This window comes from Pseudomonas sp. LjRoot71, from assembly GCF_964253255.1.
GTDB lineage: Bacteria > Pseudomonadota > Gammaproteobacteria > Pseudomonadales > Pseudomonadaceae > Aquipseudomonas.
In genome coordinates, this window is sequence record NZ_CAXURA020000001.1 from 1,559,415 (window position 1) to 1,575,457 (window position 16,043).

Consider the following 16,043-nt stretch of genomic DNA (forward strand, 5'->3'; position numbering starts at 1 on the left):
AGCCGTTGCGCGGGTCATGCTTTATTATCCAGCATCTTTTCAAGCCCATCGAGAGGCGTGCGGCCTCAGGGCCAATGGCGCGCAGGAAGCCCGGAAAAAATAAGATGGCAGTAAAATACCCCGCGTTTCGTAAAAAATTCCCTCTACTGGTCACTGGCAGCCTTCTGGCGCTACAACCTCTAGCCGTTCCTTTTGCTATCGCTGCCGAGCAGTATGATTGCCAGGTTTCCGCCTCCGGCGGCTGGGCATGCGCCCCGAAAGCCAGCAATGCTGCACTGCCCGCCCGGCCAGTACAACGTGATTCGGTTGCAAGCAGCAAAGCGGCTGATGACAACACTGAGCCCGCTAAGAGCCAAGTAGCGCAAACCACGCTGGTTACCGAGAGCCGTGGCAAAGGCCTGACTTCACGCAGCGCGGATTACAGCCACCTTGATTGGGTCCCGCGTGAGAACCTCACTGCCGCTCAGCTGGCAGAAGCCGGCCCTTACTGCGCCGGTGCGTATGTAGAGCCGACTCGTCCGGGCATGGACGACAAGACGCCGATGGACGAAGCGCCGATGTTCGTCTCGGCCAAGGCTTCGCGCTATCAGCAGGAAGAACAGGTTGCCACCCTCGCCGGTGATGTGGTCCTGCGTCAGGCAGGCATGCAGGTCGAGGCAGACGAAGCCAACCTGCATCAGGCAGAAAACCGCGGTGAGCTGGTTGGCAATGTGCGGCTGCGCGACCAGGGCATGCTGGTGGTGGGTGACCGCGCCGAGCTGCAACTGGACAACGGCGAAGCCAAGGTCGATAACGCCGAATACGTTCTGCACAAGAGCCATATTCGCGGCAGCGCGCTCTACGCCAAGCGCGAAGAAAGCGCGATTATTCGCCTGAAAGACGGCACTTACACCAGCTGCGAACCTGGCAGCAACGCCTGGCACCTGAAGGGCAACAACATCACCCTGAACCCGGCCACCGGTTTCGGCACCGCGACCAACGTGACCCTGCGAGTGAAGAATATTCCGGTGTTCTACACACCGTATATCTACTTCCCAATCGATGACCGTCGCCAGTCCGGCTTCCTGCCGCCCAGCATCGGCAGCTCCAGCGACAACGGCCTGACCCTGCACACGCCTTACTACTTCAACCTGGCTCCGAACTACGACGCCACGTTGTACCCGACCTATATGAGCGATCGCGGCCTGCTCATGGAAGGCGAATTCCGCTACCTCACCAAGAACAGCGAAGGCCAGTTCGGCGCCGCCTACCTGGACGACAGCAACGATGACCGCAAACTGCAGTCCGAGTACGAAGACCAGCGCTGGATGTACAGTTGGCAACACAAAACCGGCCTGACCTCGCGCCTGCTGGCTGAAGTCGACTACACCGACATCAGCGATCCGTACTATTTCCAGGATCTGGACAGTGATTTGGGCATAAGCTCCACCAGCTATGTCAACCAGCGCGGCACCTTGACCTACCGTGGTGACAGCTACGTCGCGCGCCTGAATGCGCATGCTTACGAGCTGGCCAATATCACCGACATCACCCCGTACAACCGCCTGCCACAGCTGACGCTTGATGGCGTACTGCCATTCAAGCCAGCCGGGGTGAACTTCAGCTACGGTACGGAATATGTGCGCTTCGACCGTAGTCTGCGTAAAGGCAACTTTATTGATGAAGATGGCGGGCCGCTCAACCCGAATGGCACCGTTGGCACACCGTGGTACGACACACGCCTGAAAGGTCTGGCTCGCGCCAACGGTGAGCGCCTGCATGTCGAGCCAGGCGTCAGCCTGCCGCTGAACTGGAGCTGGGGCTATATCAAACCCCAGGTCAAATACCTGCAGACCAATTACGACCTGAGTCTGGATCAGCAGGGCAAGAACACCCTGCTCGCCGAACAGACTTATAAGAGCAGCCAAAGCCGTGGCGTAGGTATGTTCAGCCTGGACAGCGGTCTGTATTTCGACCGCACCACCCAGTTGTTCGGCACTCAGTTCCGCCAGACGCTGGAACCCCGCGCCTTCTACCTGTATGTACCAGAGGAAGATCAGACCGATATTCCCGTCTTCGACACCAGCGAGAGCACCTTCAGCTACTCCTCGCTATGGCGTGAAAACCGCTTTTCGGGCAAAGATCGTATCGGTGATGAAAATCGTCTGTCGCTGGGTGTAACCAACCGCTGGATCGAACCAAATGGCTTCGAGCGCCAGCGTTTCAGCATCGGCCAAGCCGTGTACTTCGAAGACCGAAAAGTGCAAATGCCAGGCATCGACTACCGCACACGCGGTGATGCAACCGCCTCGGTATCGCCGTACGCCCTCGAGTACCTCTATCGCTTTAACCGCGACTGGCGTTTCTCCTCGGATTTCAACTGGGATCCAGACAGCGGCAGCACACGCTCCGGCAGTGCGATGTTCCACTACCAGCCAGAAGACAATCCGAACAAGGTGGTCAACGCCGGTTATCGCTACCGCAATGACAGCGTGCGTTATGACGAAGCCAGTGGTAACTGGGTCGTGGGCGGTGGCGACTACGGCACCCCCGGCACACCTGAATACATCAAGGACTACTACAAGATCAGCCAGCACGACTTCTCGGTCATCTGGCCGATCGTGCCGCAGTGGAGCGTGATCTCTCGCTGGCAGTATGACTACGGCCGCGACCGCACACTGGAAGCCTTTGCCGGCTTCGAGTACGACAGTTGCTGCTGGAAACTGCGCCTGATCAACCGCTACTGGATCGACTACGACGAAGTGAGTTTGCAGCCATCGCGTAACGACCAGGCAGACCGCGGTATTTTCCTGCAGATCGTGCTCAAAGGTCTGGGCGGTGTAGTCGGCAATAAAGTTGAGACTTTCCTCGACCAAGGCATTCAAGGTTATCGTGAACGTGAAGACAAAGCTTTCTGATTGCGTGCGCCCGCTGCTGTTGGGCGCGCTGTTTCTGGGTACTGCGGCACAGGCTGAAGTACAACCGCTCAACCGCGTTGTGGCAATTGTCGATAACGACGTGGTGATGCAAAGTCAGCTCGATTCACGCCTGCGTGAAGTGCAGCAGACCATCGCCCAGCGCGGCGCGGCACTGCCGCCTGAGCATGTGCTGAGCCAGCAGGTGCTGGAACGTCTGATCATCGAGAATATCCAGCTGCAAATCGGTGAGCGTTCTGGCATTCGCATCACCGACGAAGAGCTGAACCAGGCCATTGGCACCATCGCTCAGCGTAACGGCATGAGCATCGAGCAGTTCCGCGCCGCCCTAGCGGCAGACGGTCTGTCTTACAACGATGCGCGTGACCAGGTTCGTCGCGAGATGATCATCAGCCGCGTGCGCCAGCGCCGTGTGGCTGAACGTATTCAGGTCACCGATCAGGAAGTGCAGAACTTCCTCGCCTCGGACATGGGCAAGATGCAGCTGTCGGAAGAATTCCGCCTGGCCAACATCCTGATCCCGGTTACCGAAGGTGCTTCTCCGGAAGATATCCAGGCGGCTGACCGTCAAGCCCGCGAGTTGTATCAGCAACTGCAGCAGGGTGCCGACTTTGCCCAGCTGGCAATTGCCCGCTCGGCCAGCGAAACCGCACTGGAAGGTGGCGAGATGGGCTGGCGCAAGGCCGGTCAGCTGCCGCCACCGTTCGACGCCATGATCAGCGCCCTGGCGGTCGGTCAGGTCACCGAACCGATGCGCACGCCTGGCGGTTTCATCATGATCAAGCTGCTGGAGAAGCGCGGTGGCGGCAATCAGGTGCGCGACGAAGTCAATGTGCGTCATATCCTGATCAAGCCCAGCGAAATCCGCAGTGAGGCCGAGACCAAACGTCTGGTTGAGCGCCTTTACCAACGCATCCTGGCCGGCGAAGACTTTGCCGAACTGGCGAAGAACTTCTCCGAAGATCCGGGCTCCGCACTCAATGGCGGCACCCTGAGCTGGATCGACCCCAACACTCTGGTTCCGGAATTCCGTGAAGTCATGAACAACACGCCAGCAGGCGAGTTGTCCAAACCATTCAAGAGTCCGTACGGCTGGCACGTGCTGGAAGTCATGGGCCGTCGCGCCACGGACAGCAGCGCACAGTTCCGCGAGCAGCAAGCCATGACCGTACTGCGCAACCGCAAGTACGATGAAGAACTGCAAGCCTGGCTGCGGCAGATTCGCGATGAAGCCTACGTAGAGACCAAACTCTGACAGGCATGCGTTCTCGCGCATAACATCAGCAGATCAAGCCCGGTTCATGCCCACGCATAACCGGGCTTTTTTCTGCGCCTCGCCCATGCAGCGACGCATAATGTAGCCCGCAAAGACCACGAATCCCCGCTGATACACAAGAGAGCCTGCCGATGACCACTGCCCGCCTCTTTGCCCTGACCCCTGGCGAACCCGCCGGCATAGGCCCCGATCTGTGCCTGCTGCTGGCTCGTGAAGCGCAGCCACACGCCTTGATCGCCATTGCCAGCCATGACTTGCTGACTGAACGCGCCGAAGTGTTAGGGCTAACGATTGAACTGATCAATGTCGGCCCCGAAAACTGGCCGACCCAGGCCGCGCCTGCTGGCAGCCTGTATGTCTGGGACACGCCTCTGGCAGCACCGGCAAGCCCCGGCAAGCTGAACCCAGAGAATGCCCACTACGTGCTGCAAACCCTGACCCGTGCCGGTCAGGGCTGCCTCGACGGCCACTTCGCCGGGATGATTACCGCGCCCGTGCACAAAGGCGTGATCAACGAGGGCGGGGTTGCCTTCTCCGGGCACACCGAGTTTCTCGCCGAGCTGACCCACACCGAACAGGTGGTGATGATGCTCGCCACCCATGGCCTGCGCGTAGCGCTGGTGACCACACACCTGCCACTCAAGGATGTGGCCGACGCCATTACCCCCGAGCGCCTCAGCCGAGTCACGCGCATCCTTGACCAGGACCTGCGTACGAAATTCGGCATCGCTCAGCCGCGTATTCTGGTCTGCGGTCTCAACCCGCATGCCGGTGAAGGCGGCCACCTGGGCCGTGAAGAAATTGAAATTATCGAGCCGACCCTGCAGCAGTTGCGCGCAGAAGGCATCGACCTGATCGGCCCGCTGCCGGCCGACACCCTGTTCACGCCCAAGCACCTCGAGCATTGTGATGCGGTATTGGCCATGTACCACGATCAAGGCTTGCCGGTGCTCAAGTACAAGGGCTTCGGCGCGGCGGTCAACGTGACGTTAGGCCTGCCGATCATCCGCACGTCGGTTGACCACGGCACCGCGCTGGACCTGGCTGGCACCGGCCAGATCGACTGCGGCAGCCTGCAGGTTGCCCTGCAAACCGCCTATAAAATGGCCGCCAGCCAGCTGAAAAGCCGCTGACGGCTAAGCCCGGTACAGGGCGCAGGCCGCCAATGCTGTTAAACTGCCGGGCTTTCTACCCGCGTTACATTCGCTTCACGCCACTGGCGTGAAGCCTGGAGCTGCTGCATGTCCGAATACCAACACCGCGCGCGCAAGCGTTTCGGCCAGAACTTCCTGCATGACGCTGGCGTGATTCACCGCATCCTGCGCGCCATCCACGCCCGTGAAGGCGAGCACATGCTGGAAATCGGCCCTGGCCAGGGTGCGCTGACCGAGGGCCTGCTGAACAGCGGCGCGCAGCTCGACGTGATCGAACTCGACCGTGACCTGGTGCCGATCCTGCAAGGTCAGTTCGGCAACAACCCGCGCTTCCGCTTGAATCAGGGCGACGCCCTCAAGTTTGACTTCACCCAGTTGCAGGCCGCGCCGCACAGCCTGCGCGTGGTCGGCAACCTGCCGTACAACATTTCTACGCCGCTGATCTTCCACCTGCTGGATAACGCGCCCCTGATTCGCGACATGCACTTTATGCTGCAAAAGGAAGTGGTCGAGCGCCTGGCCGCCGAACCGGGTGGTGGCGATTGGGGCCGCTTGTCGATCATGGTGCAGTACCACTGCCGCGTGGAGCACCTGTTCAATGTCGGCCCGGGTGCGTTCAATCCGCCGCCCAAGGTCGACTCGGCCATCGTCCGCCTGGTCCCACACGAGGTGCTGCCACATCCCGCCAAGGATCACCGCCTGCTTGAGCGCGTAGTGCGCGAAGCGTTCAACCAACGCCGCAAGACGCTGCGCAACACCCTCAAAGCCCTACTGCCCGCAGAGGCCATTGAGGCCGCCGGAGTTGATGGCAGCCTGCGCCCGGAACAGCTGGATCTCGCTGCGTTTGTACGCCTGGCGGACAAACTGGCTGAGCACACCAACGCAGACTGACAGCGGCTAGACTGGTTTCTGCCTACCGAGTTAATTACGCATGAGCGATCCGCGTTACCACATCGACGTCAGCGTCGTGACCCGCTACCTGCCGGAGCAGTCGCAGCCGGAGCAGAACCGTTTTGCCTTCGCCTATACCGTTACGGTAAGCAACAACGGCGAATTGCCGGCCAAACTGCTGTCCCGCCACTGGGTCATCACCGATGGTGATGGCCGTGTGCAGGAAGTCCGCGGTGCAGGCGTAGTTGGTCAGCAGCCGCTGATCGAAGCCGGTGCCAGCCACACTTACAGCAGCGGCACGGTGATGACCACCCGTGTGGGCATCATGCAGGGCAGTTACCAGATGCTCGCCGAAGACGGCAAACGCTTCGACGCACTGATAGCCCCCTTCCGCCTGGCGGTACCGGGCTCGTTGCACTGATGGCTACCTATGCCGTCGGCGACCTGCAAGGTTGCCTGAAACCCCTGCAATGCCTGCTTGAACGCGTGGCCTTCGACCCTACGCAGGACAAACTGTGGCTGGTCGGCGACTTGGTCAACCGTGGCCCTGAGTCCCTGGCGACACTGCGCTTTCTCTACAGCATGCGCAGCGCGCTGACCTGCGTGCTGGGCAACCATGATCTGCACCTGCTGGCCGTGGCGCACAACATCGAACGCTTGAAGAAAGGCGACACCCTGCGCGAGATCATCGATGCGCCGGATGCTGCCGACCTGCTCGACTGGCTGCGCCTGCAAAAGCTGCTGCATTACGACGAAGCCCGTGACACCGCCCTGGTACATGCCGGCATTCCGCCGCAGTGGAACATGAGCAAAGCGCTCAAGCGCGCCGCCGAAGTAGAAGAAGCCCTGCGCGACGATGCGCGCCTGCCGCTGTTTCTCGACGGCATGTATGGCAATGAGCCAGCCAAATGGGACGGCGACCTGCAGGGCGTGACGCGCCTGCGAGTGATCACCAACTATTTCACCCGCATGCGCTTCTGCAAGGCCGATGGCACCCTTGATCTGAAAAGCAAGGAAGGTGTCGGCAGCGCCCCTGCCGGCTACGCCCCCTGGTTCAGTTACAAACAGCGCAAAACCCGCGGCCAGCGCATCATCTTCGGCCACTGGGCGGCGTTAGAAGGACAATCCCCAGAGCCTGACGTGATCGCCCTGGACACCGGCTGTGTATGGGGCGCGAGCATGACCCTAATGAATATCGATAGCGGCGAGAAATACAGCTGCGACTGTAAGGAGCAAGCATGAGCGAGTTCAAACGCATCCCCCCCGAGCAGGCCCAGGCATTACGCCAGCAAGGCGCGGTGGTGGTCGACATTCGTGACCCACAAAGCTTTGCCGCCGGGCACATCAGCGGCTCGCAGCACCTCGACAATCACTCGCTGCACGCCTTTATCACCCAGGCTGATCTCGACGCACCACTGATCGTCACTTGCTACCACGGCAACTCCAGCCAGAGCGCAGCGGCCTATCTGGTCGGCCAGGGCTTCAGCGACGTCTACAGCCTTGATGGCGGCTTCGAACTGTGGCGCGCAACGTTCCCCAACGATACCGCACACAGCTCGGAAGAATAATTTTCTCCACGCCCAGGCCGCACCAGCTGTGGCCTGCCGGGCATTGCCGAGCAACCGTAATATCCTGTTATCGTTGCCCGGCCCTTGACCTCGCCGATTCCGAACTATCCTTTAGCTCAGGCCATCCAAAACAAGGTAGAGCCGGCCAAACGGCATCGGGCCATCGGTAAGAACCTGTTTAATGTCTCTAGCTAGAGCCGGGTTTTAACGCAACAGGGCCGCAGCGCAGCAGACGTTGAACAAGTTTCAGAATTTTAGGTGTTCTGGGGGTTTTACCCGGCGGCATCCGCACCGGGGCTACCAAGCACCTGACCGAACCCGCACCGGCTCTGCGCATCGAGCGAGGTGAAGTCATGAGCATATTCAGCCACTTCCAACAACGTTTCGAAGCGACTCGCCAGGAGGAGTTTTCCCTCCAGGAGTACCTCGAGCTTTGCAAACAGGATCGCAGCGCCTACGCCTCGGCAGCTGAACGCCTGTTGTTGGCCATCGGTGAGCCGGAACTGCTCGACACCTCAACCGACCCACGGCTCTCGCGAATTTTCTCCAACAAGGTGATTCGTCGTTACCCGGCGTTTGCCGACTTCCACGGCATGGAAGAGTGCATCGACCAGATCGTTTCCTACTTCCGCCACGCCGCCCAAGGCCTGGAGGAGAAGAAGCAGATCCTCTACCTGCTCGGCCCGGTAGGCGGCGGTAAATCTTCGCTGGCCGAAAAGCTCAAGCACCTGATCGAGAAAGTCCCCTTCTATGCCATCAAAGGGTCGCCCGTATTTGAGTCGCCACTGGGCCTGTTCAGCGACGCTGAAGACGGCGCCATCCTCGAAGAGGATTACGGAATCCCCCGGCGCTACCTCAACAGCATCATGTCGCCCTGGGCCACCAAGCGCCTGCAAGAGTTCGGCGGCGATATCAGCCAGTTCCGCGTGGTCAAGCTCTACCCCTCGATCCTCAACCAGATCGCCGTGGCCAAGACCGAGCCGGGCGACGAGAACAACCAGGACATCTCCGCCCTGGTCGGCAAGGTGGATATCCGCAAGCTGGAGGAATACCCGCAAAACGACGCCGACGCCTACAGCTACTCGGGCGCGCTGTGCCGTGCCAACCAGGGGCTGATGGAGTTCGTCGAGATGTTCAAGGCACCGATCAAGGTGCTGCATCCACTGCTGACCGCCACCCAGGAAGGCAACTACAACAGCACCGAAGGCCTCGGCGCGATCCCTTACAGCGGCATCCTGCTGGCCCACTCCAACGAGTCGGAATGGCACAGTTTCCGTAACAACAAGAACAACGAGGCGTTCATCGACCGCATCTACATCGTCAAGGTGCCGTACTGCCTGCGCGTGTCGGACGAGATCAAGATCTACGACAAACTGCTGATCAACAGTTCACTGGCCAAGGCCCACTGCGCGCCGGACACCCTGAAAATGCTCGCGCAGTTCTCCACCCTGAGCCGCCTGAAAGAGCCGGAAAACTCCAACGTCTACTCGAAGATGCGCGTCTACGACGGCGAAAACCTCAAGGACACCGACCCCAAGGCCAAGTCGATTCAGGAATACCGCGACACCGCCGGGGTGGATGAAGGCATGACCGGTCTGTCGACCCGCTTCGCCTTCAAGATTCTCTCCAAGGTGTTCAACTTCGACCCGCACGAGATCGCCGCCAACCCGGTACACCTTCTGTATGTGCTGGAGCAGCAGATCGAGCAGGAACAGTTCCCCGCCGAAACCCGCGAGCGCTACCTGCGCTTTATCAAGGAGTACCTGGCCCCGCGCTACATCGAGTTTATCGGCAAGGAAATCCAGACCGCTTACCTGGAGTCCTACAGCGAGTACGGGCAGAACATTTTCGACCGCTATGTGCTGTACGCCGACTTCTGGATTCAGGATCAGGAATACCGCGACCCGGAAACCGGCGAGATTCTCAACCGCGTGGCGCTCAACGAGGAACTGGAGAAGATCGAGAAACCCGCTGGCATCAGCAACCCGAAGGATTTCCGCAACGAGATCGTCAACTTCGTGCTGCGCGCCCGCGCCAACAACAATGGCAAGAACCCGACCTGGCTCAGCTACGAGAAGCTGCGCGTGGTGATCGAGAAGAAGATGTTCTCCAACACCGAGGATCTGCTGCCGGTCATCAGCTTCAACGCCAAGGCGAGCAAGGAGGATCAACAGAAACACAACGACTTCGTCACTCGCATGGTCGAGCGCGGCTACACCGACAAGCAGGTGCGCCTGTTGTCCGAGTGGTATCTGCGGGTTCGTAAATCGCAATAGAACGGCCTGGCGCAACCGGCCAGGGAGCAGCGCAGAGCGCGGCAACGCGCTCTGCCAGCGCTTGCGCCTGATGCCTGCAGTGCACGGAGGGCAGTTATGAGCCATGTGATCGACCGCCGCCTGAACGGCAAGAACAAGAGCACGGTAAACCGCCAACGCTTCCTGCGGCGCTACCGTGATCACATCAAGAAGGCCGTAGAAGAGGCGGTCAGCCGCCGCTCCATCACCGACATGGAGCACGGCGAACAGATCAGCATTCCCGGCCGCGACATCGACGAGCCGGTATTACACCACGGCCGTGGCGGTCGCCAGACCACCGTGCACCCCGGCAACCGCGAATTCACCACCGGTGAGAAGATTGCCCGCCCGCAAGGCGGAGGCAGTGGCCAGGGCGCAGGCAAGGCGAGCAATTCCGGCGAAGGCATGGACGAATTCGTCTTCCAGATCACCCAGGAAGAGTTTCTCGACTTTATGTTCGAGGATCTCGAACTGCCCAACCTGATCAAGCGCCACCTGACCGGCAGCGACACTTTCAAGAACGTGCGGGCCGGCATCAGCAACGAGGGCAACCCGTCACGCATCAATATCGTGCGCACCCTGCGTTCGGCCCATGCCCGGCGCATTGCCCTGTCCGGCAGCAGCCGCAACAAGCTCAAGAGCGCTCAGGCCGAACTGGAGCGCCTGAAGCTGGAGCAGCCAGATAACCTCAGCGATATCCAAGCACTCGAAGAAGAAGTCAGCAAACTGCGTGCGCGGATCAAGCGCGTGCCCTTCCTCGACACCTTCGACCTCAAGTACAACCTGCTGGTCAAGCAACCCAATCCCAGCTCGAAAGCGGTGATGTTCTGCCTGATGGACGTCTCCGGCTCGATGACCCAATCGACCAAGGACATCGCTAAGCGCTTCTTTATCCTCCTGTACCTGTTTCTCAAGCGGAACTACGACAAGATCGAAGTGGTGTTTATCCGTCACCACACCAGTGCCCGCGAAGTGGACGAGCAGGAGTTCTTCTACTCACGCGAAACCGGCGGCACCATCGTTTCCAGCGCGCTCAAGTTGATGCAGGAGATCATGGCCGAGCGCTACCCGATCAACGAATGGAATATCTACGCCGCCCAGGCGTCGGATGGCGACAACTGGAACGATGACTCGCCAATCTGCCGGGATATATTGATCAAGCAGATCATGCCGTTCGTGCAGTACTTCACCTACGTCGAGATCACCCCGCGCGAGCACCAGGCGCTGTGGTTTGAATACGAGCAGGTCAGCGAGGCGTTCGCCGACACCTTTGCCCAGCAGCAGCTGGTCTCGGCCGGCGATATCTACCCGGTATTCCGCGACCTGTTTCAGCGGAGGCTCGTGACATGAGCAACAGCAAAGACAAAAAGCGCCAGCCTATTTCCACTGGCTCGGAGTGGACCTTTGAACTGATCCGCCAGTACGACCGCGAGATCGCGCGCATCGCCGAGCGCTATGCGCTGGACACCTACCCCAACCAGATCGAAGTGATCACCGCCGAGCAGATGATGGATGCCTACGCCTCGGTCGGCATGCCGCTGGGTTACCACCACTGGTCCTACGGCAAGCACTTCCTCAGCACCGAGAAAGGCTACAAGCGCGGGCAGATGGGCCTGGCCTACGAAATCGTGATCAACTCCGATCCGTGCATCGCCTACCTGATGGAGGAGAACACCATCTGCATGCAGGCCCTGGTGATTGCCCACGCCTGCTACGGCCACAACAGCTTCTTCAAGGGCAACTACCTGTTCCGCACCTGGACGGACGCCAGCTCAATCATCGACTACCTGGTGTTTGCCAAGCAGTACATCATGCAGTGCGAAGAGCGCCACGGCATCGACGCGGTGGAAGACCTACTGGATTCCTGCCACGCCCTGATGAACTACGGCGTCGACCGCTACAAACGCCCCTACCCGATTTCCGCCGAGGAAGAACGGCGGCGCATGAAGGATCGCGAAGAGCACCTGCAAAAACAGATCAACGATCTTTGGCGCACCATCCCGAAAAGCGCCAGCAAGGGCGACGGCAAGGACAGCAAGCGTTTCCCCGCCGAGCCGCAGGAGAACATCCTGTACTTCCTGGAAAAACACGCGCCACTGCTGGAGCCCTGGCAGCGCGAGATCATTCGCATCGTGCGCAAGATCGCCCAGTACTTCTACCCGCAACGCCAGACCCAGGTAATGAACGAAGGCTGGGCGACCTTCTGGCACTACACCCTGATGAACGACCTGTACGACGAAGGCCTGGTCACCGACGGCTTTATGATGGAGTTTCTGCAGTCGCACACCAGCGTGGTCTACCAACCGCCGTTCGACAGCCCCTACTACAGTGGCATCAACCCCTACGCCTTGGGTTTTGCCATGTACCGCGACATCCGCCGTATCTGCGAAGAGCCCACCGAGGAAGACCGCCGCTGGTTCCCCGACATTGCCGGCAGCGACTGGCTGAGCACCCTGAAGTTCGCCATGACCAGCTTCAAGGATGAGAGCTTTATCCTGCAGTACCTGTCACCCAAGGTGATCCGCGACCTCAAGCTGTTCAGCATTCTCGACGACGACCAGAAGGACGAGCTGTACGTCCCGGCAATCCATGACGAGCCTGGCTATCGCAGCATCCGCGAAACCCTGGCGGCGCAGTACAACCTGGGCAACCGCGAACCCAACGTGCAGATCTGGAGCATTGATCGACGCGGCGACCGCTCACTGACCCTGCGCCATCAGCAGCATGACCGCAAACCACTGGGCAACTCGACCGAAGAAGTGCTCAAGCACCTGCACCGTCTGTGGGGCTTTAACATTCACCTGGAGATCTATCAGGGCGAACAACTGATCGGCACCCAGCACGTGCCGCCCAAACATCAAAACGAGCATGACAACGACTACCCGCGCCTCGATTTGATGATTCCGCCCATTTGATCGGTTGCGCAGGCCCCATGCCGAACACCAGCATGCGCAGCAGAGCAACCGGGAGTCTGCTGATGCGCCTGTTTACCGTGTTACTGCTGTGCCTGGCCCTGGCGACCTGTATTAACCTGGCAAATAAATAGGGCATATCGGATAATCTGTCTCCATGAAAACAGATGCCCGCAAACTCAGCCCCCAAGAACAGCGTGAAAAGCGCGCCACGGCCCTGCGCATGCGTGAGCAGGGTTACACCTACAAGGCTATTGGCGAAGCGGTTGGTGTTCACCCCCGCACCATCGCTCACTGGGCGCAGGTCGCAGAACACAAAGGCGAAAAGGCTGCCATTGCCGGCGGCCAGCGCGGTGTGCGCCAGGGTGATCGCCGCAGTTTGAGCCCCAGCCAGGAAGTGCTGGTGCGCACCTTGATGACCGATAAGATGCCCGACCAACTCAAGCTCGGCTTTGCACTCTGGACGCGTGATGCCGTGCGAGAACTGATCCGCCAGCGCTGTGGTTTTCTCATGCCGGTTCGAACGGTTGGTGAATACCTCAAGCGTTGGGGCTACACCCCGCAGCGACCACTGCATCGGGCTTATCAGCAGAAACCTGAAGTGGTTCAGCGCTGGCTGGATAATGAATATCCACGCATCGCACAGCGGGCCAAGGCCGAGAATGGTGAGATTCAGTGGGGCGACGAAACCGGTATGCGCAGTGACAGCCAGGCTGGCCGCAGCTACGCCCCTATTGGCGAAACGCCAGTGCGCCAGGTCAGCGGCAGTCGCTTTTCCACCAACATGATTTCCACTGTGACCAATCGGGGCAAACTGCGCTTCATGCTGTATCGGGAAACGCTGACAGCCCCAGTGCTGATTCGCTTCCTGGGTCGCCTGATTCGCGATGCGCAGGGCCGCAAAGTGTTCTTGATTCTCGACAACCTGCGCGTACACCACAGCAAAAAGGTGAGCGCCTGGGTCGCCGACCGCAAAGAGCAAATCGAACTGTTCTTCTTGCCGGCATACGCCCCGGAGTTGAATCCTGACGAGTATTTGAATTGTGATTTGAAACATCAGGTCCGTACGGGCTTGCCAGCGCGTAATCAGGACGAACTGGAAGGGCGTGTTCGCTCGGTCATGAGACGATTGCAATTACACCCCCAAAGAATCCGTTCTTATTTCCGGCATCCACGTATCGCCTACGCGGCATGATTTGGTGTATTTGATTGCCGGGTTAATAGTAGCCAGCTACCGCGCGCCCAGGTACTGACCCCCGCCAGCACCGAACTGGCAGGTAAACGCAGCTTCAGCCTGATCGCCGCCGAGCAGGCGGTAGAGGGTGACGTACCCTTTGCCGAGCGCTATGAGCAGCTTGAGCAACTGCTGCGCGAAGGCCTGAGCAACCGCGGTTACCAGGCCAGCCCGAGAGCAGAAATTCAGGTCTATTACTGGCTGGCCGTGCAGGACAGCCCACTGGATTTCAAGGTCGACGCAGCCCCGCCTACTCCACTCGGTCCCTACCAGGCGATCCATCGTCTGCGTGATGAAACCGGCACCCTGCGCATCCGCCTGACGACCCCAGAACAGCAAACTCTCTGGGAGGGTCTGGTCAGCACCGGCCTGAGCCCCGCCAAAGACAGCGCCGAACTGCTCGAGCGCGCCACCCAAGCGCTCTTGCAGCAGATTCCCATGGCCAGCCCATAGCGGGTGCAATTCAGTCCCCTCAGAACGCCATCCAGCCACAGCACTAACCGGACAACCCCGGCATCCAGCCGTTATGCTCTGCACAACGGAGGATGAACCATGCAGATTTACAAAGTGGGCGGCGCGGTACGCGACCGCCTGTTGGGCCGTGAAGTCAGCGAGATCGACTGGGTAGTGGTCGGCGCCAGTGCCGAACAGATGCTCGAACAGGGCTTTCGCCCGGTCGGCGCGGATTTCCCGGTGTTCCTGCACCCGCAGACCGGCGAGGAATACGCCCTGGCCCGTACCGAACGCAAGAGCGGTCGCGGCTACGGCGGTTTCACCTTCTTCGCCAGTCCGGAAGTCACGCTGGAAGAGGATCTGATCCGCCGCGACCTGACCGTCAACGCCATGGCCGAAGATGCTCAGGGCCGACTGATCGACCCCTACGGCGGCCAGCAGGATCTGGCCGCAAAGCTGTTGCGCCATGTCTCCCCGGCCTTTGCCGAAGACCCGCTGCGCGTGCTGCGCGTCGCCCGTTTTGCCGCCCGCTATGCGCCCCTGGGTTTCAGCGTGGCCGTAGAAACCATGGTGCTGATGCGTGAACTGAGCGAATCCGGCGAACTGACGGCGCTAACGCCGGAGCGCAGCTGGAAGGAAATCTCCCGCGCGCTGATGGAACCGCGACCGGATGTGTTTATTCAGGTGTTGCGCGACTGCGGCGCCCTGCGCGTTCTGCTGCCGGAGGTCGACGTGCTGTTCGGCATCCCGCAGCCACCGGCCCATCACCCGGAAATCGACACCGGCGTGCACGTGCTCAGCGTCTTGCGCCAGTGCGCCGAGCATCAGCAGCCGCTGACGGTGCGTTGGGCCTGCCTGCTGCACGATGTCGGCAAGGGCCTGACGCCCGAGGCCGAGTGGCCACGCCACATCGCCCATGAACACAAGGGCCTGAAACTGATCCGGGCGATCAACCAGCGCTGCAAGGCGCCCAAGGATTGTCAGGAGCTGGCGCTACAGGTCGGCGAGTTCCACACCCACGGCCACCGCGCCCTGGAACTCAAACCCTCGACCTTGCTCAAGCTGCTGCAAGGTTTCGACGTGTTCCGCCGCCCGCAGCGTTTCGAAGAGTTTATCGCGGCCTGCGAGATGGACGCCCGCGGCCGCCTCGGCCTGGAGCAACGGCCCTACCCACAAGCTGACTACCTGCGCGCTGCCATGCATGCCGCGCGGGCAGTGGCCGTGCAGCCGCTGCTGGCGCGTGGTCTGCAGGGCGCCGAACTGGGCAATGCCCTGCAGGAAGAACGCCTGCAGGCAGTGCAGCAATTCTGCCAGGCACACCCTCGAACGTAGCGTTCCGCGCAACA

12 protein-coding genes and 1 pseudogene are annotated in these 16,043 nt (G+C 60.3%); all 13 read left to right on the top strand.

Annotated features, from left to right (window positions below; translation table 11 throughout):
• The first annotated feature begins 104 nt into the window (after positions 1 to 104).
• Positions 105 to 2,897 (top strand): LPS-assembly protein LptD, encoded by a 2,793-nt coding sequence (locus tag ACSQ17_RS07515; protein WP_436068144.1) that lies wholly within the window; start codon positions 105 to 107, stop codon positions 2,895 to 2,897.
• Complete coding sequence (locus tag ACSQ17_RS07520) at positions 2,872 to 4,170, top strand: peptidylprolyl isomerase (protein WP_436068145.1); 1,299 nt, start codon at positions 2,872 to 2,874, stop codon at positions 4,168 to 4,170. Before ACSQ17_RS07515 ends, ACSQ17_RS07520 begins: the two co-directional genes overlap by 26 nt.
• 152 nt (positions 4,171 to 4,322) lie before the next feature.
• Complete coding sequence (gene pdxA, locus ACSQ17_RS07525) at positions 4,323 to 5,324, top strand: 4-hydroxythreonine-4-phosphate dehydrogenase PdxA (RefSeq protein ID WP_436068146.1); 1,002 nt, start codon at positions 4,323 to 4,325, stop codon at positions 5,322 to 5,324.
• Between the two features lie 108 nt (positions 5,325 to 5,432).
• On the top strand, positions 5,433 to 6,236 hold the full coding sequence (rsmA, locus tag ACSQ17_RS07530; RefSeq protein ID WP_436068147.1) for a 16S rRNA (adenine(1518)-N(6)/adenine(1519)-N(6))-dimethyltransferase RsmA: 804 nt from the start codon (positions 5,433 to 5,435) through the stop codon (positions 6,234 to 6,236).
• A gap of 40 nt (positions 6,237 to 6,276) precedes the next feature.
• The gene (gene apaG, locus ACSQ17_RS07535) at positions 6,277 to 6,657 is read left to right on the top strand and encodes a Co2+/Mg2+ efflux protein ApaG (RefSeq protein WP_436068148.1); all 381 of its coding nucleotides are present in this window, start codon (positions 6,277 to 6,279) and stop codon (positions 6,655 to 6,657) included.
• Positions 6,657 to 7,478 carry a symmetrical bis(5'-nucleosyl)-tetraphosphatase gene (locus tag ACSQ17_RS07540; RefSeq protein WP_436068149.1) on the top strand — a complete coding sequence of 274 codons (822 nt, stop codon included), beginning with the start codon at positions 6,657 to 6,659 and terminating at the stop codon, positions 7,476 to 7,478. Before apaG ends, ACSQ17_RS07540 begins: the two co-directional genes overlap by 1 nt.
• Entirely contained in the window at positions 7,475 to 7,804 is a 330-nt protein-coding gene (gene glpE / locus ACSQ17_RS07545) for a thiosulfate sulfurtransferase GlpE (protein WP_257779346.1), read from the top strand. The genes ACSQ17_RS07540 and glpE overlap by 4 nt, the downstream gene beginning before the upstream one ends.
• Positions 7,805 to 8,157: 353 nt before the next feature.
• Positions 8,158 to 10,080, top strand: coding sequence for a PrkA family serine protein kinase (locus tag ACSQ17_RS07550; RefSeq protein ID WP_090256068.1), 1,923 nt, complete (start codon positions 8,158 to 8,160; stop codon positions 10,078 to 10,080).
• 96 nt (positions 10,081 to 10,176) lie between these two features.
• Positions 10,177 to 11,448 (top strand): YeaH/YhbH family protein, encoded by a 1,272-nt coding sequence (locus tag ACSQ17_RS07555; protein ID WP_436068150.1) that lies wholly within the window; start codon positions 10,177 to 10,179, stop codon positions 11,446 to 11,448.
• Positions 11,445 to 13,013, top strand: a complete 1,569-nt coding sequence (locus ACSQ17_RS07560; protein WP_436068151.1) for a SpoVR family protein — start codon at positions 11,445 to 11,447, stop codon at positions 13,011 to 13,013. The genes ACSQ17_RS07555 and ACSQ17_RS07560 overlap by 4 nt, the downstream gene beginning before the upstream one ends.
• Before the next feature lie 154 nt (positions 13,014 to 13,167).
• The gene (locus tag ACSQ17_RS07565) at positions 13,168 to 14,205 is read left to right on the top strand and encodes an IS630 family transposase (protein ID WP_126624845.1); all 1,038 of its coding nucleotides are present in this window, start codon (positions 13,168 to 13,170) and stop codon (positions 14,203 to 14,205) included.
• Between the two features lie 27 nt (positions 14,206 to 14,232).
• A pseudogene (locus ACSQ17_RS07570) lies at positions 14,233 to 14,697 on the top strand (DUF4136 domain-containing protein); the annotation flags it as partial.
• A gap of 99 nt (positions 14,698 to 14,796) precedes the next feature.
• On the top strand, positions 14,797 to 16,029 hold the full coding sequence (locus tag ACSQ17_RS07575) for a multifunctional CCA addition/repair protein (protein ID WP_436068152.1): 1,233 nt from the start codon (positions 14,797 to 14,799) through the stop codon (positions 16,027 to 16,029).
• Positions 16,030 to 16,043 lie beyond the last annotated feature (14 nt).